Source organism: Mesorhizobium wenxiniae, assembly GCF_002284535.1.
GTDB classification, from domain to species: domain Bacteria; phylum Pseudomonadota; class Alphaproteobacteria; order Rhizobiales; family Rhizobiaceae; genus Mesorhizobium; species Mesorhizobium wenxiniae.
Genome location: NZ_NPKH01000020.1, coordinates 1,056,057 through 1,080,127 on the forward strand (window position 1 = coordinate 1,056,057; position 24,071 = coordinate 1,080,127).

Annotated in this window: 24 protein-coding genes and 1 tRNA gene; 18 read left to right on the forward strand and 7 right to left on the reverse strand. The window is 61.4% G+C overall.

The genetic code is table 11. The features are described 5' to 3' along the window. Nucleotides 1-48: 48 nt before the first annotated feature. The 5 genes from CIT31_RS15485 to CIT31_RS15510 all read left to right on the forward strand — a co-directional run bounded on the left by CIT31_RS15485 (nt 49) and on the right by CIT31_RS15510 (nt 7,103). Complete coding sequence (locus tag CIT31_RS15485; RefSeq protein WP_095519232.1) at nt 49-1,137, forward strand: AbrB family transcriptional regulator; 1,089 nt, start codon at nt 49-51, stop codon at nt 1,135-1,137. 462 nt (nt 1,138-1,599) lie between these two features. After that, nucleotides 1,600-3,339, forward strand: coding sequence for a 2-isopropylmalate synthase (gene leuA, locus CIT31_RS15495; protein WP_095519233.1), 1,740 nt, complete (start codon nt 1,600-1,602; stop codon nt 3,337-3,339). Between the two features lie 296 nt (nt 3,340-3,635). After that, entirely contained in the window at nt 3,636-5,414 is a 1,779-nt protein-coding gene (locus CIT31_RS15500) for a tetratricopeptide repeat protein (RefSeq protein WP_095519234.1), read from the forward strand. Nucleotides 5,415-5,534: 120 nt separating this feature from the next. Then, nucleotides 5,535-6,359, forward strand: coding sequence for an alpha/beta fold hydrolase (locus CIT31_RS15505; protein WP_095519235.1), 825 nt, complete (start codon nt 5,535-5,537; stop codon nt 6,357-6,359). 120 nt (nt 6,360-6,479) lie between these two features. After that, nucleotides 6,480-7,103, forward strand: a complete 624-nt coding sequence (locus CIT31_RS15510) for a hypothetical protein (protein WP_095519236.1) — start codon at nt 6,480-6,482, stop codon at nt 7,101-7,103. 110 nt (nt 7,104-7,213) lie between these two features. Here the strand turns inward: CIT31_RS15510 and CIT31_RS15515 are convergent, their stop codons facing one another. Then, the gene (locus CIT31_RS15515; protein ID WP_095519410.1) at nt 7,214-8,128 is read right to left on the reverse strand and encodes a metallophosphoesterase family protein; all 915 of its coding nucleotides are present in this window, start codon (nt 8,126-8,128) and stop codon (nt 7,214-7,216) included. Between the two features lie 53 nt (nt 8,129-8,181). Between CIT31_RS15515 and CIT31_RS15520 the strand changes: the two genes are divergently transcribed. Continuing rightward, entirely contained in the window at nt 8,182-8,682 is a 501-nt protein-coding gene (locus CIT31_RS15520) for an NUDIX domain-containing protein (protein ID WP_095519237.1), read from the forward strand. Between the two features lies 1 nt (nt 8,683). Here the strand turns inward: CIT31_RS15520 and CIT31_RS15525 are convergent, their stop codons facing one another. Further along, nucleotides 8,684-9,673: a glutathione S-transferase family protein gene (locus tag CIT31_RS15525; protein ID WP_095519238.1), complete on the reverse strand. Its 990-nt coding sequence runs from the start codon at nt 9,671-9,673 to the stop codon at nt 8,684-8,686. Nucleotides 9,674-9,957: 284 nt separating this feature from the next. On the opposite strand from CIT31_RS15525, the gene CIT31_RS15530 reads away from it, so the two are divergent. The 7 genes from CIT31_RS15530 to CIT31_RS15555 all read left to right on the forward strand — a co-directional run bounded on the left by CIT31_RS15530 (nt 9,958) and on the right by CIT31_RS15555 (nt 14,978). Next, the gene (locus CIT31_RS15530) at nt 9,958-10,494 is read left to right on the forward strand and encodes a GNAT family N-acetyltransferase (RefSeq protein ID WP_095519239.1); all 537 of its coding nucleotides are present in this window, start codon (nt 9,958-9,960) and stop codon (nt 10,492-10,494) included. 191 nt (nt 10,495-10,685) lie between these two features. Continuing rightward, nucleotides 10,686-11,447: a 3-hydroxyacyl-CoA dehydrogenase gene (locus CIT31_RS15535; protein WP_095519240.1), complete on the forward strand. Its 762-nt coding sequence runs from the start codon at nt 10,686-10,688 to the stop codon at nt 11,445-11,447. Nucleotides 11,448-11,576: 129 nt separating this feature from the next. Further along, nucleotides 11,577-11,846 carry a hypothetical protein gene (locus tag CIT31_RS35745; protein ID WP_280950334.1) on the forward strand — a complete coding sequence of 90 codons (270 nt, stop codon included), beginning with the start codon at nt 11,577-11,579 and terminating at the stop codon, nt 11,844-11,846. Continuing rightward, nucleotides 11,755-12,612: a CoA transferase gene (locus CIT31_RS15540; RefSeq protein WP_095519241.1), complete on the forward strand. Its 858-nt coding sequence runs from the start codon at nt 11,755-11,757 to the stop codon at nt 12,610-12,612. Before CIT31_RS35745 ends, CIT31_RS15540 begins: the two co-directional genes overlap by 92 nt. 46 nt (nt 12,613-12,658) lie before the next feature. Further along, nucleotides 12,659-13,420 carry a HugZ family pyridoxamine 5'-phosphate oxidase gene (locus tag CIT31_RS15545; protein ID WP_095519242.1) on the forward strand — a complete coding sequence of 254 codons (762 nt, stop codon included), beginning with the start codon at nt 12,659-12,661 and terminating at the stop codon, nt 13,418-13,420. 174 nt (nt 13,421-13,594) lie between these two features. Then, nucleotides 13,595-13,933, forward strand: coding sequence for an ArsR/SmtB family transcription factor (locus tag CIT31_RS15550; RefSeq protein WP_065011891.1), 339 nt, complete (start codon nt 13,595-13,597; stop codon nt 13,931-13,933). Nucleotides 13,934-14,174: 241 nt separating this feature from the next. Beyond that, nucleotides 14,175-14,978 carry a TrmH family RNA methyltransferase gene (locus CIT31_RS15555; RefSeq protein ID WP_095519243.1) on the forward strand — a complete coding sequence of 268 codons (804 nt, stop codon included), beginning with the start codon at nt 14,175-14,177 and terminating at the stop codon, nt 14,976-14,978. A gap of 29 nt (nt 14,979-15,007) precedes the next feature. On the opposite strand, the gene CIT31_RS15560 is transcribed toward CIT31_RS15555, so the two are convergent. Beyond that, nucleotides 15,008-16,180 carry a coiled-coil domain-containing protein gene (locus CIT31_RS15560; protein ID WP_095519244.1) on the reverse strand — a complete coding sequence of 391 codons (1,173 nt, stop codon included), beginning with the start codon at nt 16,178-16,180 and terminating at the stop codon, nt 15,008-15,010. A 138-nt stretch (nt 16,181-16,318) separates the two neighbouring features. After that, a complete protein-coding gene (locus tag CIT31_RS15565) occupies nt 16,319-16,858 on the reverse strand; it encodes a DUF1134 domain-containing protein (RefSeq protein ID WP_051694969.1) in 540 nt (179 codons plus the stop codon). Between the two features lie 479 nt (nt 16,859-17,337). Here CIT31_RS15565 and chpT point away from each other — a divergent pair, with 479 nt between their 5' ends. Next, the gene (gene chpT, locus CIT31_RS15570) at nt 17,338-17,967 is read left to right on the forward strand and encodes a histidine phosphotransferase ChpT (RefSeq protein ID WP_095519246.1); all 630 of its coding nucleotides are present in this window, start codon (nt 17,338-17,340) and stop codon (nt 17,965-17,967) included. A gap of 243 nt (nt 17,968-18,210) precedes the next feature. Beyond that, nucleotides 18,211-18,579, forward strand: coding sequence for a response regulator (locus CIT31_RS15575; RefSeq protein WP_095519247.1), 369 nt, complete (start codon nt 18,211-18,213; stop codon nt 18,577-18,579). 120 nt (nt 18,580-18,699) lie between these two features. Here CIT31_RS15575 and ctrA read toward each other — a convergent pair whose 3' ends face one another. Further along, nucleotides 18,700-19,395, reverse strand: a complete 696-nt coding sequence (gene ctrA / locus CIT31_RS15580; RefSeq protein ID WP_006203583.1) for a response regulator transcription factor CtrA — start codon at nt 19,393-19,395, stop codon at nt 18,700-18,702. 450 nt (nt 19,396-19,845) lie between these two features. Here ctrA and CIT31_RS15585 point away from each other — a divergent pair, with 450 nt between their 5' ends. Further along, nucleotides 19,846-20,223: a flagellar export protein FliJ gene (locus tag CIT31_RS15585; RefSeq protein ID WP_029349790.1), complete on the forward strand. Its 378-nt coding sequence runs from the start codon at nt 19,846-19,848 to the stop codon at nt 20,221-20,223. Nucleotides 20,224-20,690: 467 nt separating this feature from the next. On the opposite strand, the gene sciP is transcribed toward CIT31_RS15585, so the two are convergent. Then, nucleotides 20,691-20,966, reverse strand: coding sequence for a CtrA inhibitor SciP (gene sciP, locus CIT31_RS15595; protein ID WP_006203587.1), 276 nt, complete (start codon nt 20,964-20,966; stop codon nt 20,691-20,693). A gap of 273 nt (nt 20,967-21,239) precedes the next feature. Between sciP and mnmA the strand changes: the two genes are divergently transcribed. Next, a complete protein-coding gene (gene mnmA, locus CIT31_RS15600) occupies nt 21,240-22,430 on the forward strand; it encodes a tRNA 2-thiouridine(34) synthase MnmA (RefSeq protein WP_029349783.1) in 1,191 nt (396 codons plus the stop codon). Between the two features lie 56 nt (nt 22,431-22,486). On the opposite strand, the gene CIT31_RS15605 is transcribed toward mnmA, so the two are convergent. Continuing rightward, nucleotides 22,487-23,452, reverse strand: a complete 966-nt coding sequence (locus CIT31_RS15605) for a Gfo/Idh/MocA family protein (RefSeq protein ID WP_095519248.1) — start codon at nt 23,450-23,452, stop codon at nt 22,487-22,489. A gap of 347 nt (nt 23,453-23,799) precedes the next feature. Between CIT31_RS15605 and CIT31_RS15610 the strand changes: the two genes are divergently transcribed. After that, a tRNA-Met gene (locus tag CIT31_RS15610) sits at nt 23,800-23,876 on the forward strand. The last annotated feature ends 195 nt before the right edge of the window (nt 23,877-24,071 follow it).

A 24,071-nucleotide genomic window follows, 5' to 3' on the forward strand; every position in this document is an offset into this window, starting at 1 on the left:
ACCGCCGCGGGGGTTCGCATCTCCCCGCTTCGGGGCTAAGACCGAAAAATGGATTCCCTGCCAGACCAGCCGACCGTCGAACGCATGGCGCGGGTGCCCAAAGTCTGGCAGTGGCTGGCACTGCTGATCTTCTCGATCCTGTTTGCCGGCGCGCTTGAATTCGGCGCCTTGCCGGCAGCGCTGCTGATCGGACCGATGCTGGCGGCGATCCTGGCCGGCACCAACGGCGCCACGGTGCGCGTGCCGCGCCCTTTGTTCGGCGCCGCCCAGGCGATCGTTGGCTGCCTTGTCGCCGCTTCGATCTCCCCTGACATCTTTCCGGTCTTCTACAAGGAATGGCCGCTGTTCCTCGGCACCGTGGTGGCGACCGTTGCGGCGTCCAGCCTGCTCGGCTGGCTGATCAGCCGCTGGCGCATCCTGCCCGGCACCACTGCCGTCTGGGGCTCATCGCCGGGCGCGGCCACCGCCATGGTGCTGATGGCAGGCGCCTTCGGCGCCGATCAGCGCCTCGTCGCCTTCATGCAATATCTGCGCGTCATCTTCGTCTCGGTGACTGCCGCACTTGTTGCAAAGATGTGGGTCGACACATCAGGCATCGAGGTCCCGGCCGTCATCTGGTTCCCGCCGATCGATCCAACAGCCTTTGCCGGGACACTTGGCGTGGCGCTCGTCGGCAGCCTCATCGGAAAGCTGCTCAGGCTGCCGTCACCCTTCTTCCTCGGCACCTTCATTTTCGGCACTGCTGTGCATCTCGGACTAGGCGTGCCGATGCAGTTGCCGCCTTGGCTGCTTGCCCTCGGCTATACGATGATCGGCTGGACCATCGGCCTGAATTTCACCAGGGCAATTCTGCAGCACGCGACGCGGGCGCTGCCGCAGATCGTCGGTTCGATCATCATCCTCATCGCCTTCTGCGGCGGTCTCGGCTTCATGATCAGTCATGTGCTCGGCATCGATCCGCTGACCGCCTATCTGGCGACCAGCCCCGGCGGCATGGACAGCGTCGCCATCATCGCCGCCGCCGCACAGCACGTCGACATGTCCTTCGTCATGGCGCTGCAATCGGCCCGCTTCCTCGTCGTGCTGCTGGTCGGACCGAGCGTGGCGCGGCTGGTGGCGCGAAGTCTGAGGGAATAGAGGTAATTTGCGGCTCCAGAAAGACCTGCGGCGCTGTCACCTAAATGGATCAGGCGCGACGCAATCTGCTCGCGGCCGCTGAAGGACCAGCCCAAGTCGCACAGGACTGCGTCGTGTAGGTATAGGAAACGCCAGTCGTTCGGCCCCACTTGCCTCTCTTTGGCTGCTCCTGTATGAAAACCGCCATGATCAACCGCGCCACCTCCGTCGCTTCCCGTCAGACCGGCTTTGCTGGCGAGACCGTGCGCGCGCTTGCTTCCGCTCTGCTGCTTCTCGGCCTTATCGGCGATCGCCGGGTTCGCTGAAGGAGCGCCCGGCGGTCGAACCGCCGCTCACGCGCATGCTCCTTGGCCAGTCTCAAAATTGGCAAGTCACATCAAACGAATGAACATCTGGTAAAGGCGCCGCTCGGCACCAAATCCGCCTGAAGGCGGATCCCGCGAGCCGCCGGGAGAGACGACAATGAACGCACGAGAAGAGATCCGCGCCGACAGCGGGGAGATGGGCAAGGATGCAGCCCGGGGCATGCCGGAGGCAGCCCGGAAATACCAACCCTACCCGACGGTCGGTCTCACCGACCGCATTTGGCCTTCGAAGGTCATCGACAAAGCGCCGATCTGGTGCTCGGTCGACCTGCGCGACGGCAACCAGGCGCTGATCGACCCGATGGGGCACGAGCGCAAGGCGCGCATGTTCGCCCTGCTCCTCGACATGGGCTTCAAAGAGATCGAGATCGGCTTCCCGTCGGCCTCGCAGACCGATTTCGATTTCGCCCGCTGGTGCATCGAAGAGGGCAATGTCTCAGCCCATGTCTCGCTGCAGGTACTGGTGCAGTGCCGACCGGAACTGATCACCCGCACCTTCGAGGCGCTGCAGGGCGCCACCAACCCGATCGTGCATTTCTATAATTCGACCAGCGAATTGCAGCGCCGCGTCGTCTTCGAGAAGGACGTTGCCGGCATCAGGCGGATCGCCACCGATGCGGCCAAGATGATCACCGACATGGCGGCGAAGGCCGGCGGCGGTTATCGTTTTGAATATTCGCCGGAGAGCTTTACCGGCACCGAGCTCGAAGTGGCGCTGGAAATCTGCAACGCCGTCACCGAAATCGTGAAGCCGACGGCGGAAAACAAGCTGATCATCAACCTGCCGTCCACGGTCGAGATGTCGACACCCAACATCTATGCCGATCGCATCGAATGGATGTGCCGCAATCTCGACAACCGCGAGAACCTGCTCATTTCGTTGCATCCGCACAACGACCGCGGCACCGGCGTTGCCACCACCGAACTCGGTCTGATGGCGGGTGCGGACCGCGTCGAAGGCACGCTGTTCGGCAATGGCGAGCGCACCGGCAATGTCGACATCGTCACGCTGGCGCTCAACATGTACACGCAAGGCGTCGATCCCGAGCTCGACTGCTCCGACATCAATCGGATGAAGGACGTCTATGAATATTCGAACCAGTTGAAGATCCCCGAGCGCCATCCCTATGTCGGCGAGCTCGTCTATACGGCCTTTTCAGGCTCGCACCAGGATGCCATCAACAAAGGCATGAAGGCGTTGCGCAAGGCCAACACGCCGTACTGGGAAGTGCCTTATCTGCCGATCGACCCGGCCGATGTCGGGCGCAATTACGAGGCGATCATCCGCATCAACTCGCAGTCCGGCAAGGGCGGCATCGCCTATGTGCTGCAGGCGGACTACGGCCTCAACCTGCCGCGCAACCTGCAGATCGAGTTCAGTCAAGCGATCCAGGCGATCACCGACGCCGAAGGCAAGGAGGTGCCGGCCAAGCGCATCTATGAGCGTTTTCTCGACACCTATGTCGATCAGCCCGGCGCGCGGCTGAAGTTCCTCGACCACCACACCTATCCGGACCTTGAGACCAAGGGGCAGCGTGCGGTGGAGGCCATCATCCTCGACAGGGGCAAGGAGGTGACGATTTCAGGCTCCGGAACCGGCCCGATCGACGGCTTTGTCGACGCGCTGTCGCGCCATGTCGGCGTGCCGATGTCGGTGCTCGACTATTCGGAGCACTCCATGCAGCGCGGCTCGAATGCCTCGGCCATCTCCTATGTCGAGATGGAGCATCCCGGCGGCAAGCTGTTCGGCGCCGGCATCAACACCAACATCGTGGCCGCTTCGCTGGAAGCCGTGGTTTCCGCCGCCAATCGCATTGTCGGCCGAAAGGTCGAGTAGAGCAATCCCAGGAAAAGTGTGTAGCGGTTTTCCGTCCGAATTGCGTAAAAACAAATACTTAGAGCCGTTCGTCGGTTCTACCAAAGATGAACCGCTCTAGACAAGCTGTCGAAAGCTAACAGCGCTGGAGCAAGATGAACCCACATGGTATCTTCTTGCTCTGGCCTTTCGCGCCATTAACCACCGGAAAATTATCCGGTGGGGTACGCGATCGCATAATGGATGCATGCTTGTATGGCAGTGCAGGCTCTATATGATTGCGTCTCAACCTGTGCCGACTTCGAAAGGATCGACACTTGCAGCATGCCACGCCTGCCGCCCCCGCAGTGCGCGAGACGTTGGAGCGATTGCTAGCCAGCGAAACGTTCGGGAGATCCGAACGAGCGCGTAAGCTGCTTCGCTATCTGGTCGAGCGCGAGCAGGCAGGCGAAGCCGACAAGCTCAAGGGCTTTTCCATCGCGATGGATGTTTTCGGCAAGGACGGCGATTTCGATCCGTCGACCGACGCCGTGGTCCGGGTGCAGGCGGGCAGGCTGCGCGAGCTTCTGCAGCATTACTTCGCCAATGAGGGCGTTGCCGAGCCGATCCGCATCGCCATTCCGCGTGGCGGCTATGTTCCATCCTATGAACTCAACGCGATCCGCCTGCCGGCCGAGCCGGCGCCGAAGGAACACACCGAGGCGGCTGCAACCTTGTCGGGATCGCTCGAAGAACCCCGTATGGCCGCACCTGCCGTATCGTTGATGTCCCCTGTCGTTCGCGAGCCGGCGCCGTCGCTGCTGCGCCATCTCCAGTTCTTCTGGTTGGCGATCGCTCTGGTCATCGCCATGCTGGGCGTGCTGATCCTTCGCCAGGGAAGCGGCGCATTGCTGGCGGGAAGCGATGCCGCTTCGACGATCGAAAACGCGGTGGCAACCGGCAGCATTGCGCCATGGGCTCCGATTGAAAGCCTTCCGCTCGTCTACATTGCGGTGAAAACCAACAGCGCCGAGGCTGCCCGCGTCGCGGCATCGCTGCGCGCCGGCCTCAGCAGCTTCGACACGGTCAACTTCATCGGTCGGGACGCCGACGGCCCGCCCGATCCGGTCACCGATGCAATCAGCTTCGTATTCGACGTCTTGCCGGGACCAACGGCGGGCGATGTCACTCTGGAGCTTCAAAGCGTGGCGACCGGACGGGTCCTGCTGTCACGCAACTTGACTGCCGCCGACAGCACACCCTCCACCGTCGAGGATAGTGTCGCCGGCATTTTGAGTTCGGCCGTTCCCGCCTCTGGCACGATCTACAACTACATCGAACAGAGCGGCCTTCAGACCGGCCTGACGGAATGTCTGCTGCTCAACGACAAGTACTATCTCGACCAGGGCGCCAAAACCCATGAGGCTGCCTATCGCTGTCTCGAAAACCTGATCAACCGGGATGCGAAATCGTCACTCGTCTATTCGGAGCTCGCGACCCTGCATCTCGAGGCGGCCACAGATCACTACGCCTATCCGGCCGGCGCCACGATCGAACAGGCGATGTCGCTTGCCCGTCGCGCCGTGCAGATGGGGCCGACCAGTCCCTATGCCCACCGTGCCTATGGCTATCTCAATTCCCGCCTCGGCAATTCGGAGGAATCGATCCGCTGGATGCACAAGGCCTACGAACTCAACCCTTACGACCTCAGCATGGCGGCAGCTTACGCCTATGGGCTGATTTTTGCCGGCAGGTATAGGGAGGGAACACCTATCCTAGCTCACGCCGCCGAAACTTCCAGCGCCCATCCGACCTGGTGGGACTACGGGCTTTTCGTCGGGCAGTTCATGGCGGGCGATATGAATAAGGCCGCGCTTGCCAGTGATGCGTTGCAAGCGACGCCCACGAAATCGCACTATCTGGCTGCGCGGCTGATCGGCGCGAAGGCAACCGGCCGCAATCAACTGGCGCACGAACTCGCGGACGAGATGACTGTCAAATTCCCGAAATTCGCTGCAGATCCGCGCGCAACCTTTGTCAAGCGGAGATACCCCGCCGATCTGATCGACCGGCTGGTCGAGGCCTTGCGTGCCGCCGGGCTCGGCAATGCCAGCTAGCGCTTCTAACGCACGGCTGATCGCGGAAATTTTACTGGCCATCGACTTGGACAAGGCGCAGTCGAGCCAAAATCTGGAATCTCGCGTCCTGTTTGATTTTGCAATAAAACCTTAAAATTCATGATTTCATCCCTTTACGCTGCCGAACGGGGCGCCGGCCCGAAGACGGTTGTCTTCCTGCATGGCTTCGGCGGTTGTCACGGCGACTGGCAGGAGGTGATTTCGACACTGGCACTTGGTTCACGGACGCTGGCCTATGATCTTCCGGGCCATGGGCTATCCCTCGATTTCCCGGGTGGTGGCCCGGCCAAGGCGGCCGCTCGGGCCGTTCTTGCAAACCTCGCCGCACGCAGAATTAGGAGGGTGCATCTCGTCGGCCATTCGATGGGCGGTGCGGCGGCAGTGCTGATGGCATTGGCCGAGCCCGAAAGGATAGCCTCGCTGACGCTTCTGGCGCCGGGCGGTTTTGGGACTGAGATCAACGGGCCGCTGTTGCGCCGTTACGCCGCCGCTGCCGGCAAGAGTGAAATTCGCGCCTGCCTGGCCGCCATGTCCGGACCGCGAAGCCTGCCCTCGGAGCGCATCGTGGATATGCTTGGCGAAATGCGTGCGCGTCTCGGCCAGTTGCAGAAACTTGTCGAGATCGCGGCCTCTATGACCAGGGGTGATCGGCAGGGCGTCATCTCGCGCGAACGGCTCGAAACACTTGATATGCCGGTGATGGTGGTTTGGGGGATAGATGACGCGGTGCTGCCCTTCACACAGGCCGATAGTCTGCCGGCGCATTTCCACCTGCACCACGTGTTGGAGGCCGGCCATATGCTGGTCGAGGAAGCGCCCGGTCTTATCGCCGAGATCGTCCGCCGCAACATGAAACGCCGCAGCAGGCCGCATCGTCCAAAATCCGCCGCCGCGGCGGATCGATCCCTGCCTGCCAAAGATTGATGGTGCGGCTTCGGGCTGGCTTTGGTCTGGTAAGCCGCTTAACGGCTTATCGATCTCGCAAGTGCATTTTGCCAACGGCTGTGTTAATTCGGTGTTAACCAAACCCGCGAGGCAACGCCGATGAAGGATGCAGGCGAGAACATCACCCAGATCGATCAGTCGCGAAAACTGTCCGACGCCATACGCGACGTGAAAAACGCCTTCGCCGACCGCGACGACGTCGTAGTCGACATGCGCGAGGCGCATCGCATGCGGCTCGATTTGCTTGCCGCCGAACTCGCGCCCATCTTCGCCGACGTGCCCGCCGACATGGACAATTTCGACTTCGCCGTCTCGTCCGGGCTGCAGCCGCGCCTATGGATCGACGCCGTCAGCCATGTCGCCATGGGGCGCGACCGCCGCACCTATCGCTTCCTCAAGGACACACGCATCGGCCGGGTGGTGCTCGCCGAATCAACCGAGATGAAACCGGTTGCCGATCAGGTGACGCGCTACGTCGCGGAGCGCGTCGTCGAACGCCAGCGAATGATGGAAGGCGGGGTCGAGCAGGCTGTCGCCAGCCTGAAACGTGCCTTGGTCCCGGAAGCCGAGCCGCCACTGCGATCCGTGCGGCGCGGCAAGGGTTGGTCGGCGTTTCTCTCCGGTCTTGGCCTGATCGCCGCCGGCGCCCTGGTCGGGCTGGCTGTATCGATCGTGTTGTTCTGGGACCGCCTTGTTGCGATGGGACTGGTTTTTAGACCATGACCCTGAACCGAAGGTCCGCGTAGCCAATAGTGGAACCCGGTTTTCGGAAAAGCTCATGGTCAAACAAGAAGATAGAGCCCCATCCCGATTCCATCGGGATGGAATAGGCTCTAGGCCATAGCGTCCGCGCCAAGCTCCAGAATCTCCAGATCGGAAGGCGGGATGGCCGGGCCGGTCAGGCCACGTCGCGTCAGCCTGATCCGCCAATTGTCCTTATCGCCATCGATCTCCAACAGATTATATTGCGCCGCCGGACGCCTGCCGCCTGGCGCCTGCCCTGCGGCGGCGACGCCGACCACCGGAATTTGGGCGCCGCGCCCTTTGATGGAGAACAGCGTCGGCTCGTGCGAATGGCCGTGCAGCACAAGCTCGGCCCCGTGCCGCTGAACGACCTTGTGGAAGCGGGCAATGCCGAACAGCCGCTTGGGCTGCGAAACGGCGCCGCGCACTGGCGGATGGTGGATCATGATCACCCGGAACAGTCCGAGCTTGGCCGTAGCATCGAGCACTTCGCGCAGCCTTTCCGCCTGGTCTTCCAGAAAGAAGCCGTTGGCCATGAACGGAGCCGTGGCCCGCGCCGTCGACACACCGATCAGCGCGACGTTGCGACGCACGCGCAGATACGGAAAGGCGTCGCGATCGATCGGCGTATTGATGCCGTCGCCGGTCATCCATGCCGTCCACGACCGGCAGGCCTTGTCGAAGGCGCCAGGCACATAGGCGTCGTGGTTTCCTGGAACAACCGACACATCATCGGGAGAACCCAGCGTCTCCAGCCAGTGCTTGCCCATCTCGATCTCGCCGTCGAGCGCCAGATTGACCAGATCACCGGTGACAGCAAGGTGATCCGGTGCGCTCGCCTTAATATCGGCGACGATCGTGTCGATGACGGCATCGCGCATGTGGCGGCGGCGATTGCGCTGCCAGTTGACGTAACCGACCACCCGCTTGGAGGCGAGATCGCGATAGGTTACACCGGGAAGCGGTCCCAGATGGATATCGGAAATATGCGCGAGCCTGAACATCCCCACTTCATAAGCGACGCGCGCGCTGCTTTCCACCCACGGTTTCGTGGGTGATGACGCAGCCCGATCTGGAACAAGTTTTCCGCCAGGCCGGCTGGCCGGGTCTCAGGGCAAGGCTGTTTCATCTGTATTTCGTGCTGCGGCGGCCGATGACGCTCGGGGTGCGCGGCTTGATCCACGACCGCACGTCCAATTCCGTGTTCCTCATTCGCCACACCTATGTACCGGGCTGGCAGCTTCCCGGCGGTGGCGTCGAGCTGGGCGAGACGATGATCGAGGCGCTGGCGCGCGAGCTCTCCGAGGAGGGCAATATTGCATTGACCGCGCCGCCGGTGCTGAAATCGATGCATTTCAACCGTCGGGCCAGCCGCCGCGACCATGTCGGGCTCTATTTGGTCGAGCAGTTCAATCAGACGGCGCCGAAGCTGCCGGACCGCGAGATCGCCGCAGCCGGTTTCTTTCCTCTCGACCGCCTGCCGGAGGCAACGACGCCGGCCACACTGCGACGGATTGCCGAGATTTTTGGCGGCGCGGCGGCGTCGCCCTACTGGTAGGTCACGCCGCCTTCCTGAACCGATTGCGATTATGCGGCGCCGCGTAGTCCAGTTCCGGCCCGACCGGCACGATGTGCGTCGGGTTGATCGTTTCATGGCTGCCGTAATAGTGCGCCTTGATGTGGTGCAGGCTCACCGTGCCTGCGACCCCTGGGACCTGATAGAGGTCGCGCAGATAGTTCGACAGGTTCGGATAATCGGCGATGCGGCGCAGGTTGCACTTGAAATGGCCGACATAGACCGGGTCGAAGCGGACCAGTGTGGTGAACAGCCGCCAATCGGCCTCGGTGATGCGGTTACCGACGAGATAACGCTGGCGAGATATGCGATCCTCGAGTTGGTCGAGCGCCGAGAACAGTTCGCCAAACGCTTTCTCATAGGCCGTTTGCGAGGTGGCGAAGCCGGCGCGGTAGACGCCGTTGTTGACTGAGGGATAGACCAGCGCATTGACCGCGTCGATTTCGCCGCGCAGTGCTTTCGGATAGAAATCGATGCTGGCATCGCCCCATTTGTCGAAGACTGAATTGAGCATCCGGATGATCTCTGAGGACTCGTTGGACACGATTGTTTGTTCTCGCCTGTCCCACAGAACCGGGACCGTCACGCGGCCGGAATAGGCGTGATCGGCCTTGGTGTAGATCTGATGCAGGAAATCGAAACCGTAGAGCGTGTCGCCGGTGGCGCCGTCCTCGGCCAGGAAGGTCCAGCCGTTGGCGCCCATGAAATGATGGACGACCGAGACGGAAATCACGTCCTCGAGTTTCTTCAGTGCTCGAATGATCAGCGTCCGGTGCGCCCAGGGACAGGCAAGCGAGACATAGAGGTGGTAGCGGCCCGGCTCGGCCTTGAAACCGCGCTTGCGGCCTTCGGCCGGCGTACCGTCAACCGTGACCCCGTCGCGCCATTGCGACTGCGCCCGCACGAACTCGCCGTCGCTGCCCTTGGTGTCGTACCCGCTGTCCTGCCATTTGCCGCCGACCAGCAATCCCATGCGATGTCCTTTCGTCTTCGTAGGGATGTAGGCACAAACCGACGATGCGGAAATCGCCAGGCGTTGAACAGTTCGTCAATCGCCAGGGGCGGCAACCGAAGGGCGGCAAGCAAACGGCCGATTGCAGTGGCTGAAGATTGGTGCTAGCGGAAAATCCGCATGTTCGACTTCGCTTTGATCCGGTTCGACCGACGACGAAAGGGCGCCCGCGCTTGATGAAGCGCTGACTGGCGAACGCTGCCGTTTGCAGCAAACCTTTTCCCGTATACCGGAACGCAAAGACCATGAGCCTTGCCGACGTGAAATACCTGCCGGAAAATCCGGCGCATGACCCCGAAATCGAAGCCATAAACGACGAAGCCTTCGGGCCCGGCCGTTTCGTGCTGGGCGCCTACAAGATCCGTGAGGGCGGCCCGCACGAACGCGCTTTGTCCTTCGTGGCCGTCGATGGCGATATCGTTGTCGCTTCGGTGCGCATGACGCGCATCGCGGCCGGCTCCGGTCGCGCGCTGATGCTCGGACCGCTTGCCGTGCGGCCGACCTTCAAGAATCTCGGTATCGGCCGCCGGCTGGTGGCAATCGCGCTGGAGGCCGCCGCCAAGGCCGGCACGCCGGCCGTGATGCTTGTCGGCGACGAGCCCTATTACGGCCCGCTCGGCTTCAAGAGAATCCCGCGTGGGCAAATCTCCATGCCGCGCCCGGTCGATCTCGACCGGCTTTTGTCGCACGAGATCGTGCCGGGCGCGGTGGCAAGGCTGGTGGGGGAGGTTTGCCACGCCGATCAGGCAAGGATTGCCGCGAACGTCGCCGCGATGGCGTGACCGTCCGGATGCGGTTGCGCCGTCCTGTCGGGCTTCGTAGCATGTGGCCGATGGTGCATGTCGCCCAAAAGTGCGCAGCGGTTTTGGGGTAACGACATGCATAAAAACAGAGATTTAAAGCGCGTCGATTGAATCCGTTTCAACGCGACGCGCTTTAGATAACGCGAGCGCTTTAGGTGGGGGACGCCGACATGAACCCGAACGGCCAGATTGCGATCGTCACCGGCGGCGGCTCCGGCCTCGGCGAAGCGACGGCACGTGCACTGGCCGCGAAGGGCGCGGACGTTGCCATCCTCGACCTCGGCATCGAGCGTGCGGCGAAGATTGCGGCCGATATCGGCGGCATCGCCATCCAATGCGACGTAAGCAGCGCCGACGGCGGTGCTGCTTCAGTGGCGGAAGTGGCAAAAAAGTTCGGCGAACCCCGTATCCTGGTCAATTGCGCCGGCATCGCCATCGGCATGAAAACGATCGGCAAGGACGGCCCGCACCCGCTCGAGCAGTACCGCAAGGTGATCGAGGTCAATTTGATCGGCACCTTCAACATGATCCGCCTCGTCGCCGACCGGGCCGCGAAACTTGAGCCGCTGGAGGGCGGCGAGCGCGGCGTCATCGTCAACACGGCATCGGTCGCCGCCTATGACGGTCAAATTGGCCAGGCGGCCTACTCAGCCTCCAAGGGCGGCGTCGTCGGCATGACGCTGCCGGTGGCGCGCGACCTTGCCCGGTCGGGCATTCGCGTCTGCACCATCGCGCCCGGCATCTTCAAGACACCGATGATGGCCGGCATGCCGCAAGAGGTGCAGGATTCGCTTGGCGCTGCGGTACCCTTCCCGTCCCGTCTCGGCGAGCCTTCCGAATATGCAGCCCTTGTGCTGCACATCATCGAAAACCAGATGCTCAACGGCGAGACCATCCGCCTCGATGGCGCCATCCGCATGGCGCCGAAGTAGCCGACCATGAGTGCCTAAGTCGCCCCGCAGGCGAAGACCGGCCCGCTCGCCGGCCTGACGGTGATCGAGATAGCCGGGATTGGACCGGTGCCGTTAGCCGGCCTGATGCTGTCGTAGATGGGAGCCGAGGTGCTGCGCATCGAGCGGGCTGGGTCGACCCGGCCGTTTCTGACGCTACCGGATGAATACGACATCGACCGTCACGGCCGCTTCAACCTGCGGTTTTACCTGAAGCGCTGGGAAGGCGCCGAACTGGTGCTGCGCCTTGCCGATAAGGCCGACATGCTGAGCGAAGGGTTTCGTCCCGATGTCATGGAGCGGCTTTGGTCTTGGGCCGGACGCGGTACTGGCACGCAACTCGGCGCTGATCTACGGCCGCACGACGGGATTCGGCCATAACGGACCGCTATCGGATCGTGCCGGCCACGACATCACCTACCTCGCCTATTCGGGTGTGCTGCACGCCATCGGCCAGGAAGGAGGCCGGCCAGTCCCACCGCTCAAACCTCGTCGCCGACTATGGCGGCGGCGCCGTGATGCTGGTGCCGGCGCACTGGCCGCCCTGTTTGAGCGTTCGCGCTCCGGCAGGGGCCAGGTGATCGACGCCGCGATGACCGAGGGCGCTTCGATGCTGACGACACCTGTGCACGCCTTGATGGCAGCGGGCCTGTGGAGTGACATGCGCGGCGCGAACCTGCTCGATTCCGGCGCGCCCTTCTACGATTCCTATGAGACGGCGGACGCACGCCACGTCGCCGTCGGCCGCCTTGAACCCCGGTTCTTCGCCGAATTCGCAAGACTGCTGCCGCTCGACGAACGTTTTGTACGCGGCCAATACGACAGGACATTGTGGCCGCAGATGCGCGCCGCCATTGTCGATCGAGTCGGGCAGAAGACACGGGACGACTGGGACCGTGCTGCGACCGATGCTTGCGTTGCACCGGTTCTGTCGCTGCGGGAAGCCAGGGATCATCCGCACAATCGCGCTCGTAACGCCTTTGTGACGTCGGGTGCGCTTGAGCGCCCCGCCCCGGCGCCGCGCTTTTCGCGCTCCCGGCCGACGCTTGCCGCCATGCCGGCCGATCACCATTGTCAGGGGCGACCGTGCTGGCACGCTTCGGCCTTTCGGAAAGCGAAACTGAGGCCCTTGTCAAATGCGGTGTGATAGGTTGATAACCGGAGAATAAAAATCAGCTTAAGACGGGTGGATTTTGGCCGACCGAAAAAAGGACGTGATCCGCGAGACCGACGCCGAGGCGATCAGGCTGGCAAAGACGCTGATCCGCAGTGCCCGTTTCGGCGCGCTGGCGGTGATCGAGCCCGGGACCGGTTCGCCGCTGGCCAGCAGGGTTGGTGTCGCCACCGATATCGACGGCGCGCCGCTGATCCTTGTGTCGATGCTATCCGCCCATACCGGCGCGATCCTTGCCGACCCGCGCTGTTCGCTGCTTGTCGGCGAGCCCGGCAGGGGCGACCCGCTGGCGCACCCGCGGCTGACGCTCGTCTGTCGGGCAGCACGGCTTGAGCGCGGGTCCGGCGAGCATGCCCGCGCCGAACGGCGCTATCTCAACCGCAACCCCAAAGCAAAGCTCTATGCCGGACTTGGCGACTTCTCAATCTTCCGCCTCGAGCCGGAGCGGGCCAGTCTCAACGGCGGCTTCGGCAAGGCCTACTTGCTCGAACGTGCCGATCTGGTCACGACCGCGCCGATCGTCGAAGAGCTTGCCGCTGGTGAACAATCCGCCCTCGACCACATGAATGCCGACCATAGCGACGCAATTGCCGTCTACGCGCGCCATTTCGCCAAGGCCGCAGGCGACGGCTGGGTCGTCACCGGCTTCGACGCCGACGGCATGGACCTGGCGTTGGGCGACGATGTCTGCCGGGTGTTCTTTCCCGAGCCATTGAGGACGGCGAGCGAGCTCAGGCATGTTCTGGTCGATATGGCAAAGCCCGGCCGAGTGGCGGATTAAACACAGTCCGACAGTTAATCGCGTCGGGCCGAAAGCAAGTCTTGAGGTTTGAGCGAGATGTTCTACGCTTTCCCCGGTAGCGTTGAATCGCCAGCGCACATTCGCGAGTGAGCCTATGGAATCAGACGCTATTGCCCCCATAGCGCCGGATGAGCAGGAAGGCATGGGGGATCGATGGTCTCGAAAAAGCTAATTGCCAATGCCGAATCAGCGGCTGCGTTTCTGACGCTGATGGGCAACGAGAAACGACTGTTGATCATGAACTATCTGGCCGACGGTGAAATGTCGGTCGGCGCTATCGCCGAGAAGGTTCTGCTCAGCCAATCCGCCCTGTCGCAGCATCTGGCCAAACTGCGGGCGCTCGATCTCGTCGAGACCCGGCGCGACCGGCAGATGATCTACTATTCCTGTAAATCCGATGCCGTGCGCGAACTTCTCAACACGCTGGACGGGATTTTCGGCGAGGGTGAGCTATCGCAGATGGCATACCGCCCGCGTCGCTCCGGGACGTAACCGGCCAATGCATGTCGCCCAAAAGCCTGCCCTTGGGCTTGACCGAGGGTGCGAAGCGGTTTTGGGATAACGATATCCATAAATGCAAGAACTGGCCCGGGCACCCTTACCTCGCTAACGATTCTAAGAGCGACTTGCGTCCAGTTGGACGCAGAAAGTACGCTCTAACACTTTGGATCCACGCGTCGTGCTGTCGGAAAGCTCACCACGATCGGGCCGATGCGAGTCAGCTGAGGCAAGCATGCGGCCCATTCGTATCGACGACCCGCAAGACCCGCGCGTCGCCGCTTATCTCGACATCCGCGAGCGCGATCTTGCCGGCCGGCAGGGCCGTTTCGTTGCCGAAGGAAAGGTGGTGCTCGAAATGCTGCTCGAGGCCAAACGCTTTGCGGCCGAATCGGTGCTGGTACTCGAAAATCGGCTGGCAGGCCTCGACGGAACCCTGCGCAAAGCACCCGTGGACCTTCCGGTCTACGTGGCGGCCAGCGAGGTCATGGACAGGATTGCCGGCTTTCACATGCATCGCGGCATATTGGCGATTGGCCGCAAAGGCGCGGCGCAGCCTGCAGAGGCCTTGCTGGATACCCTGCCCGCCCGGGCGTTGATCGTCGTGCTGGTCGGCATTGCCAACCATGACAATATGGGCTCGATCTTTCGCAACGCCGCCGCCTTCCGCGCCGATGCCGTGTTTCTAGACTCGACCTGCTGCGATCCGCTGTACCGCAAGGCGATCCGCGTTTCGGTAGGCGCCGCGCTGAAAGTTCCCTTCGCCTCCTTCACTGAGACCATCGGCTTCCCTACAGCGCTCGACCGGCTGGGCTTCGGCCAGTTCGCTTTGTCGCCGCGCGGGCGAACCGGCATCCGCGATACGAAAAGGACTGAACGGCTGGCGCTCTATCTCGGCACCGAAGGCGAAGGCCTGCCCGAAAGCCTGCTCGCCCGCCTGCGGACGGTGCGGATCGATATGGCAGAAGGCTTCGACAGCCTGAATGTCGCCGCCGCGTCAGCCATCGCCTTACATCATTTTTCGGCAAGCAGCACCTGAGCCGCAGAAGACAGCATCACTGCCTGGGTTCAATGCGTCGATTCGGCCTTCTGCAGCGCCCGCACGCGATCGGCAAGGCTGCGTTCGCCGCTTCCCGGTTGGTTGGGTGCCGCAAGAACCTTTGCGATCGGCGACTCCGGCCCGTCGAGCTTCGCCGTCAGGGCGACGACTTGCGCCGCCAGGTCGCTCATCTGCTCACGCAATGCAGCGCTGGCGCGGCGCGCATCGTCGCCGTCTTCGGATTTGGATGCCTCGAAGGCGGCAAGCTCCGTTTTCAGTTTCTTGTTCTCGCGGGCCAGTTCCGTCAGCCTCGCCTCCAACCGCTCTCGGTCGCTGTCGAGCTTGGCGATGGCGTTTTGGATGTCGTCGTCGTCGTCCTTGACGGCCGCATCGCCCTGACTACCTTGCACTCCGACGAGACGCACCGCCGAGGCGTTTTCCACGCTTTCGCTTTTCGACTTTTGGCGAAGCCGCGCGATTTCCTTTTCGCGGCGGTCAAGCTTGTCCTCGCGATCGGCAAGCGTGGCGAGCAGGCGCTCGACCTTCTTGTCCAGTTCGCCGGTCCTTTTCTTCTCGGCCTTCAACGCGTCTCGTGCGGCCTTGCTCTCGGCCGCGCTCTCCTGTTGGCGCCTGTCCGCCTCCTTGCGCTGGCCACGCAGCACCGAAATGTCGTCGGCCAGTTTTTGCAGTTCGGAGTCGCGCGCCACAAGTTCGATCTGACGGCTGCTGGAAGAAAAGCAGGCGTCGTCATACATATGCTCCAGTTTTTTCAGCTCGAGCACACGCTTTTCCAGGGCATGTTCGGTTTGAGCAAGCCGATCCGACAAAAGCTGCAGCTGGTCTTCGCGCTGTCGAAGGTCTTCGCCCTTGGCTTCGAGTTCGGAAAGGGCCTGTTTCTTGTCCTTCCGCTCGAGCGCCAGCTCCTTCAGGGCCTCGCGGCCGCGGCTGATCTCGACAAGCTGTTCGGCCGCCTTTTCGCGCAACGACTTGACGCTCATTTCGAGCCGGCGCGTTGACATGGCGAACTCGGCGCGGATGCGATCCTTCTCCGCCTGAATCTCCGCCAGCGTCAGCGGCATTGAGCCCTCGACGCGTTTGCGCGTCAGCATCACGGCCCGCCGCCAGATGGCCGGGGCAATCATCAGCGCCACAAAGCCGGCGCAGAGAAAGCCGAGGACAAAGAACAGGACCGACTGAACCAAGGTGACTATCCGTTATGGACCGTTAGGGACTGTGCCACGTTCGCATGACGGAATTCCAGTGCTGCGGCAAGGGTCTGCCGCAGCAATGTTCAAGTCTTCGACCCTGGAACCAATCGGGATGACGAGGCAACCGCCTGCTCAGAACGGATTCCAGGTGGCACGCTGGGTAAGTTTGAGATAACCGAGATTGACGCCAAGCCGGGCGCCGACGCCGGTACGGATCGGCACCAGCAGCACATTGTTGTTCTTCATCACGTTGAAGCCGACGCCAGCCACGAGATAGGCGGAGCCGGCAACGCCGCCGAAACGATTGTAGAGGCTGTTCACATCGTCGAGATTGTAGACCAGCATCATCACCCGCGAGCCCTCGCCGCCAAAATCCCAGCCGAGCGACGGGCCCTGCCAGAACACTTTGTGATCGCCGGCATTCTTGGTGTAGAGCGTGCCTTCGCCATAGGTCAGGCCACCGATCAGCGCGCCCGAGCCCTCCTCGCCAAGCAAATAGCCATTAGGCAGGCCGTAGGAGGCGAAAATCTTCTCGACGACGGTGGCGAGCCCGCCCGATGTTGCGCCGAAGAATTTATGCCCGGAATCGACGATCTCCTGAGCGGTGTATTCCTGGGCCCGCGAAGGCGAGGTTGAAAAGACGACGACAAGGCCCATCAGAGCGATCGCCATTGAGGTGACACGGGAAAAACTCCGGTCAGAGATGACACGGGAAACCCGGTCAGAGACGACACGGAGAAAACTCCGGTCGGTGATGACACGGAAAAAGCTCCGGTCGTAGTATCGGGAAAACATGCTTCCAATCTCCGTCAGGGAGCACTTTCGCCGACGCCTCGCATCCGTGCGGCTCTTTGGCGGCCGCTAAGGATGACTGTTATGGGCAAACTATGCCGTAATCCTTTTTCAACCATTAAGCTTTCACATGAAGATGGCGGTTAGAAGGCTGGTTTCGAGCCGGTTTCGCGTCGCCCGCGCAGTATCCGCACCCTGCGTGAACACACCATTTTCGATAACGGCAATTCCGGATTTGTTGCTGCACGCTCAGGCGCTGTGTATTCAGTAGGCCTTGGGAGAGAGCGTGATTCGTGTGGACAGGCGTGACCATTGATCGCCCGGCCATTTTTAGTGAAATTTTGCAGGGACTTTCGCCGATGGCCGAGCTTTTCACCCTTTCCGCACCCGACCTCGCAGCGCTTTTGTGCAGCCGGGTCTGCCACGACATCATTTCGCCGGTCGGCGCCATAAACAACGGGCTTGAGCTGCTGGACGAAGGCGGCGCCGACGAAGACGCCATGAAATTGATTCGCCAGAGCGCCAGAAACGCTTCGGCCCGCCTGCAATTCGCCCGCATCGCCTTCGGCGCAGCCGGTTCTGCCGGGATGATGATCGACACGGGGGACGCCGAGGCCGTTGCGATCGCCTTTTTTAAGAACGAAAAGCCGGAACTGGTCTGGAACGGAACCCGTGCGCTGCTGCCCAAGAACAAGGTGAAGCTCCTGCTCAACCTAATTCTCGTCGCCAACGCCGCCATTCCGCGTGGCGGTAAGCTTACGGTTACTCTTGAAGACCTCGACACAGAACCACGCTTTGCGCTCGCCGCGAGCGGTCCGATGCTGCGCGTGCCGCCCAAATTCCTGGAACTCCATTCCGGCAACAAGCCTGAAGAACCGATCGACGCGCATTCGGTGCAGCCCTACTACACGCTGCTTCTGGCGCGCGAGGCGAACATGACGATATCGATACACGCAACCGCAGAAGAAATCGTGCTATCAGCCGCTTAAAGTTACTAAGGTGAGTAACAAGAATAGATAAGTATTTTTAGACAATGTTTACTACGCCTTCACGGACGAATGAAATGAACCTTCCAGGCTAGTTCGACCGAAGCATCGACAACAAGTTCCGTAAAAGCTGGTCTTGCAAAAATTTTATCTATTGGCTTTTCAGCTTCTTTACCGGATTGATCCTACCGTGCCTTTCAGTACCGCGACGCTGCCGGATTGCCGCATGGCACAGAGGGCCCGGAAATGAAACGCTGCATGTTCATCGACGATTCGAGCGTCATCAGGAAGGTCGCAAAGCGCATCCTGGGTGGTTCCGACATGCTGGTCATCGAAGCTGCGCGCGGTTTTGACGCGGTCGAGATGTGCACTGCTGACATGCCGGATATCATCGTCGTCGACGGCGCCTTGCCGGACATGCAGGCGGAGGACGTTATTCGCCGCGTACGCGCCATCGAAAGTCCGATACAGCCCCAGATCCTGATTTCGCTGGTTGAGGTCGACGTCGCTTCGATCATGCGGGCAAAGCGCGCCGGCGCTCAAGGCTATCTGCTGAAGCCGTTCAATCGGCCGCAACTTGTCGAGTGCTTCCGCACCCTGAGAATTGCAGCCTGATTCGCCTACCCCTGGCACATGGCCCCGGAGGTCGGCGCTCAAATGTCTGCGCTCACAATCGCAAAAGTCCGGCCGAAGCCGGATTTTTGTCGGAAAATCGATCGGATCGGCGTCGTCAGCTCAGGCGCTGACACGGATATCTTCCGGCTCGCGCAGCACATAGCCGCGACCCCAAACCGTCTCGATGTAGTTCTGGCCGCCGGAAGCGGCGTCGAGCTTCTTGCGCAGCTTGCAGATGAAGACGTCGATGATCTTCAGTTCCGGTTCGTCCATGCCGCCGTAAAGGTGGTTGAGGAACATTTCCTTCGTAAGCGTAGTGCCCTTGCGCAGCGAGAGCAGCTCCAGCATCTGGTATTCCTTGCCGGTCAGATGCACGCGCTGCCCACCGACCTCAACGGTCTTGGCATCGAGATTGACCACCAGGTCGCCGGTGGTGATCACCGACTGGGCATGGCCCTTGGAACGCCGCACGATGGCGTGGATGCGGGCAACCAGTTCGTCCTTGTGGAACGGCTTGGTCATATAGTCGTCTGCGCCGAAGCCGAGGCCACGTACCTTGTCCTCGATGCCGGCCATGCCGGAGAGGATAAGGATCGGGGTCTTCACCTTGGAAAGGCGAAGTGTTCTCAAGACCTCGTATCCCGACATGTCGGGCAGATTGAGATCGAGAAGGATGATGTCGTAGTCGTAGAGCTTGCCTAGATCGACACCTTCTTCGCCAAGATCGGTCGTGTAGACATTGAAACTTTCCGATTTCAGCATCAGCTCGATGCTTTGTGCGGTCGCACTGTCATCTTCTATCAGCAGAACACGCATTTCATTCCCCTTTTCTGCTGCCGGACCATTTCACGACCCGTCCAGGACCGGAGCAGTGATTGCCTGAGCAGAGGCTGCCATCGAATGGTTAACAAAACCTAATTCCGTGCCGTTGACGGTATCAGATTTTTTAACCCCTTTCTACACCTTGTTGAATCTAATAGTGAATCACGGAACCAAAACGCTAATGCAAAACATTAATGAGTCAGGCTAAGTGACTCCAGAGACTCGCTGGCCGTGCTTCCGCATCGAGAGCCGGAATTTTTACCCGGCCTTAAGTCCTGAGCCGTATGATTAACAATGCCCGTAAACGAATGGTTACCGCCGGCAAAAAACTTTAGGAATTTATTTCCCATAGTTCCGGTAAAGTCGGTGGAGACCGGTGAAGCCTGAGTTTGCCAGGTGGATTGGACGATATGTGCAGGTGTGCGTTTCCAGGAGTACCGAATCATGAAGTCACGTGAAAACCTCGTTCGACTGAAGCAGTTTCAGGTGAACGAGAAGCGGCGGCAATTGCTGCAACTCGACATGATGATCGCCGAATTCGAGCGCATGGCTGTCGAACTGGAGCTTCAGATCACTGCCGAAGAAAAGAAAGCCGGCATCACCGACATCAACCATTTTGCCTATCCGACCTTCGCCAAGGCAGCGCGCCTGCGCCGCGACAATCTCAGAAATTCGCAAAGCGACCTCGCCCAGCAGCGAAGCGTTGCCGAATCACTGCTCGGCGAAGCCGAAGCGGAGCTTTCCAAAGCGGAAATGCTCGAATCACGCGACACGAAGATTCGCGACGCCGAGACCGGCGGCCGCAGCGCCATGATCGGCTGAAAACACGGCTTTAAGGCCAGTCAACACCCAGCGATCAGGGCGTTGCTCATCTGGAACGTCGCCGCTCATCGGTCGAGCAGCCGCCAGTTTCAGGCCTATGCTACCAAATCCCCTTCATATTCCGCGACCGGCCGCATCCGGGCATCCCTAATGTCGGGCGTATGCGGTTCCGACCAGGACCTTATCTGGTTGAGCAGCCCATCAGGGTTCTGGCCGAGTTCGGCGCGTCGAGCGGATGTCCAGCGGGCCCGACCGCGCAGGCCTCATGGAACTTGGCTAGGGCGATGCGAAAGAGCTTGCCGCCTAATGTGGCGAAGACCCGCTCGATGACGCAGGCGCAATCCATGCCTTTCCCGCCGCCATGCCGATCGGCAATATTGTGCTGACGGTCTGAAGCAGAGAGAGCCGTTGCGGCAAAGCAAAAAAGGGCGCGGATTGTCGCGCCTTTTGACTTACTTGGACCAGCCCTAGTGCCGATATTGCTGGATGCGCGTCGTGCGCAGCCCGGCAAGGCCATATTCGTCTATCGACGCTTGCCAGGACAGGAATTCCTCGGTGGTCAGCTTATAGCGCTGGCATGCCTCTTCGAGGCTCAGAAGCCCGCCGCGCACCGCCGCCACCACTTCGGCCTTGCGCCGGATAACCCAGCGACGTGTGTTCGTCGGCGGCAGATCGGCAATCGTAAGGGGGCTGCCGTCAGGCCCGATAACATATTTGACGCGCGGTCTAACAAGATCGGTCATCGTACTCTCTACTAAAAACTCAAAGACCCAATCCCCACCACATTACCGCCACAGCTTTAAAAATTGCCTAAGCGAACCCTAATAGCTAGGTAAGGATCATGAACGGCGCGTTAGTCTCTTCGTCGGCATTTGAGGCATCTGCCCGCAAGCGCCGTATCCGTCCGAAAAAATCGGCCGGCTCGCGAAGCTGGCGCACCCGGAAAGCTTGACCTATATTCCGGCCATTGGCATTCAAGCGCCGTCATCCAAGGCGCCGTGCAGAACGAAAGAACCATGAACAGCCTCGACCTTCCCGGACGCCCCGAAGATACCCGCATCGTTGTTGCCATGTCGGGCGGCGTCGATTCGTCGGTCGTTGCCGGCCTATTGAAGCATGAAGGCTATGACGTCGTCGGCGTCACGCTGCAGCTCTACGACCACGGCGCGGCAACCCACCGGGCCGGCTCATGCTGCGCCGGCCAGGATATCGACGATGCTCGCCGCGTCTCCGAGACGCTCGGCATTCCGCACTATGTGCTCAATTACGAGGAGCGCTTCCGCAAGGCGGTGATCGACCCCTTCGCCGAGAGTTATGTGGCCGGCGAAACGCCGATCCCTTGCGTTTCCTGCAACCAGACGGTGAAATTCGCCGACCTTCTGGCGACCGCCAAGGAGCTCGGTGCCGACGCGCTGGCCACCGGCCATTACATCCGCTCTGGAGCCAACGGCGCCCATCGCGCACTGTACCGGCCTGTCGACGCGGACCGCGACCAGAGCTATTTCCTTTTCGCCACCACGCAGGCGCAGATCGACTATCTGCGCTTTCCGCTCGGCGGCCTGTCGAAGCCGCAGGTTCGCGCCATCGCCGAGCAAATGGGGCTAACGGTCGCCGCTAAGCAGGACAGCCAGGACATCTGCTTCGTCCCGCAGGGCAAATATTCCGACATCATCGCCAAGCTCAAGCCGACTGCTGCCAATCCGGGCGACATCGTCCATATCGACGGCCGCGTGCTCGGCCGCCATGAAGGCATTTTGCGCTACACGATCGGTCAGCGCCGCGGCATCGGCATCGCGTCGGGCGAGCCGCTCTACGTCGTCCATCTCGACGCCGACCGGGCCCGCGTCGTCGTTGGTCCGCGCGAGGCGCTGGAGACGCATAAGATCTATTTGCGCGACATGAACTGGCTGGGCGACGCTGCACTGTCAGATATCCCGACGGCTGGGCTGGAGCTTTTCGCCAAGGTCCGCTCGACACGCCCGCCGCGCCCGGCCGTGCTGCATCACAACGCCGGGATCACTTCGGTGGAACTGGTCGACGGCGAGTCCGGCATAGCGCCCGGCCAGGCCTGCGTGCTCTATTCCGACGACGGCAACGAAGCCCGCGTGTTCGGCGGCGGCTTCATCGAGCGTTCCGAGCGTGGCGCCGAGGCCGAGGCGATGCTGACGCGGCTGGCAGCCCGCCCGGCGCAGATTCCCGCCGAATAGACGAAGATCCCGATTTTATCGGGATGGATCAGGCTCTGATACAGCCGCATTTTCTCTCAGGAAGACGATCCGGTGTGGATAACCGTGCCGGCGGTCAGGATACGCAGCACCCTGATGGCTTCCTCGCCGCTGGTACGCGGTTCTGCCCGCGTCTCGATGCACTGGAGGAAATGCTCGAGCTCGCGCGTCAGCGGCATGCCCTCGCCCACCGCCACATAGGACGGCTCGTTGGTGGTGAAGGCCCATTGGCCGCTGTCTTGCCACACCGCGTGGCGGTAAACGGCGAGCTTGCGCTCCCACGGCTCGACATCGTCGAACACCGCCATCGCCTTGGTGCCGACCACGGTCAGCCGCCGTTCGCGGTAAGGGTTGAGCCGCGACGCAAAGAGATGGCTGCGCAGACCATTGGGAAAGCGCATGTGCAAATGCGCGAAATCGCTGAGATTGTCGAGGAGCGCTGCCCCCTCGCCACGCACCTCGATCGGTTCCGTGCCGGTGATGGCCAGGATCATCGACAGATCGTGCGGCGCAAGGTCCCACAGCGCATCGTTTTCGGTATGGAACTTGCCGAGCCCGAGGCGGTGCGAATGGATATAACGGACCTCGCCGAGCTCGCCATTGTCGATCAGAGCCTTCAACGTCTCGAAGGCTGGATGAAAGCGCAGCACATGGCCGACCATGAAGACGCGGCCATTGTCGGCCGCCGCCTTCACCGAGCGCTCGGCATCCGCCACCGTCAGCGCGATCGGCTTTTCCACCAGCACGTCCTTGCCGCCCTGGACTGCGCGCACCGCCATATCGGCGTGGAACTGCGGCGGCAGCGCCATGACGATGGCATCGACGTCGCTGCGGACAAACAGCGCCTCCGGCTCGATCGCCAGGCAATCCTGCTCACTGGCGAAGCCTTCGGCGCGGGCAGGGTTGACGTCCGAGACCGCGTGCAGCGCGCCGAGCGCCTTGAGGGTGCGGATGTGGTTGCTGCCCCAGTATCCGCAACCGAGGACTGCAATGCGCGGTTTCATCAATTCCAACTCTAGAATTTCGTGGCCGAGACATAGCGGCGGGCCCCGCCGAACTCAACCCCGGCATTTCTGCGCGCAATTATCTGCCCGGCAAAGCTTTTCGGCCATCAGAGCGACCTGTGTCCGCTTGGGACGCACAAGCACGCGTCTCAAGACCGTAAACCTTCGCATCGTGCTTTCCGAAAATCGATTCCGGTTTTCGGAAGCACGATGCGATAGAATGTGCCGGCATGCCGGCTGCATCGATGCTTGACAGGCTTGGCCTCCCAACCTTATATCCGCCCGACCTTGGCGAACGCTTCGACATGCCTTCTGATTTAAGGCGGATTTCGGACCTTCGCCGCCCTGGCGGGGTAGCTCAGTTGGTTAGAGCACGGGAATCATAATCCTGGGGTCGGGGGTTCAAGTCCCTCTCCCGCTACCACCTAATTTTTCCACAATGTTCTCTGCTTGGACTTGGTCGCCCCGAAACCCCGCAGAACAGCAACCCTTCGGCCGAAAGCTGTGGAGTGGCTGTAGCGGTGAGAGCGACTCATTTGTTCTCTGTTGGCCCATACTCTCCAAAGCTGAGGAGTACGCGTTTTTACTCCCGAGCTTTTGCTCTCTGAATTTGCGGGAC

Coding starts and splice junctions, on each gene's coding strand:
- CIT31_RS15485 (WP_095519232.1), top strand. CDS start 49: ATGGATTCCCTGCCAGACCAGCCGACCGTCGAACGCATGGCGCGGGTG.
- leuA (WP_095519233.1), top strand. CDS start 1,600: ATGAACGCACGAGAAGAGATCCGCGCCGACAGCGGGGAGATGGGCAAG.
- CIT31_RS15505 (WP_095519235.1), top strand. CDS start 5,535: ATGATTTCATCCCTTTACGCTGCCGAACGGGGCGCCGGCCCGAAGACG.
- CIT31_RS15510 (WP_095519236.1), top strand. CDS start 6,480: ATGAAGGATGCAGGCGAGAACATCACCCAGATCGATCAGTCGCGAAAA.
- CIT31_RS15515 (WP_095519410.1), bottom strand. CDS start 8,128: ATGTTCAGGCTCGCGCATATTTCCGATATCCATCTGGGACCGCTTCCC.
- CIT31_RS15520 (WP_095519237.1), top strand. CDS start 8,182: ATGACGCAGCCCGATCTGGAACAAGTTTTCCGCCAGGCCGGCTGGCCG.
- CIT31_RS15525 (WP_095519238.1), bottom strand. CDS start 9,673: ATGGGATTGCTGGTCGGCGGCAAATGGCAGGACAGCGGGTACGACACC.
- CIT31_RS15530 (WP_095519239.1), top strand. CDS start 9,958: ATGAGCCTTGCCGACGTGAAATACCTGCCGGAAAATCCGGCGCATGAC.
- CIT31_RS15535 (WP_095519240.1), top strand. CDS start 10,686: ATGAACCCGAACGGCCAGATTGCGATCGTCACCGGCGGCGGCTCCGGC.
- CIT31_RS15540 (WP_095519241.1), top strand. CDS start 11,755: ATGTCATGGAGCGGCTTTGGTCTTGGGCCGGACGCGGTACTGGCACGC.
- CIT31_RS15550 (WP_065011891.1), top strand. CDS start 13,595: ATGGTCTCGAAAAAGCTAATTGCCAATGCCGAATCAGCGGCTGCGTTT.
- CIT31_RS15555 (WP_095519243.1), top strand. CDS start 14,175: ATGCGGCCCATTCGTATCGACGACCCGCAAGACCCGCGCGTCGCCGCT.
- CIT31_RS15565 (WP_051694969.1), bottom strand. CDS start 16,858: ATGGCGATCGCTCTGATGGGCCTTGTCGTCGTCTTTTCAACCTCGCCT.
- chpT (WP_095519246.1), top strand. CDS start 17,338: ATGGCCGAGCTTTTCACCCTTTCCGCACCCGACCTCGCAGCGCTTTTG.
- CIT31_RS15575 (WP_095519247.1), top strand. CDS start 18,211: ATGAAACGCTGCATGTTCATCGACGATTCGAGCGTCATCAGGAAGGTC.
- ctrA (WP_006203583.1), bottom strand. CDS start 19,395: ATGCGTGTTCTGCTGATAGAAGATGACAGTGCGACCGCACAAAGCATC.
- CIT31_RS15585 (WP_029349790.1), top strand. CDS start 19,846: ATGAAGTCACGTGAAAACCTCGTTCGACTGAAGCAGTTTCAGGTGAAC.
- sciP (WP_006203587.1), bottom strand. CDS start 20,966: ATGACCGATCTTGTTAGACCGCGCGTCAAATATGTTATCGGGCCTGAC.
- mnmA (WP_029349783.1), top strand. CDS start 21,240: ATGAACAGCCTCGACCTTCCCGGACGCCCCGAAGATACCCGCATCGTT.
- CIT31_RS15605 (WP_095519248.1), bottom strand. CDS start 23,452: ATGAAACCGCGCATTGCAGTCCTCGGTTGCGGATACTGGGGCAGCAAC.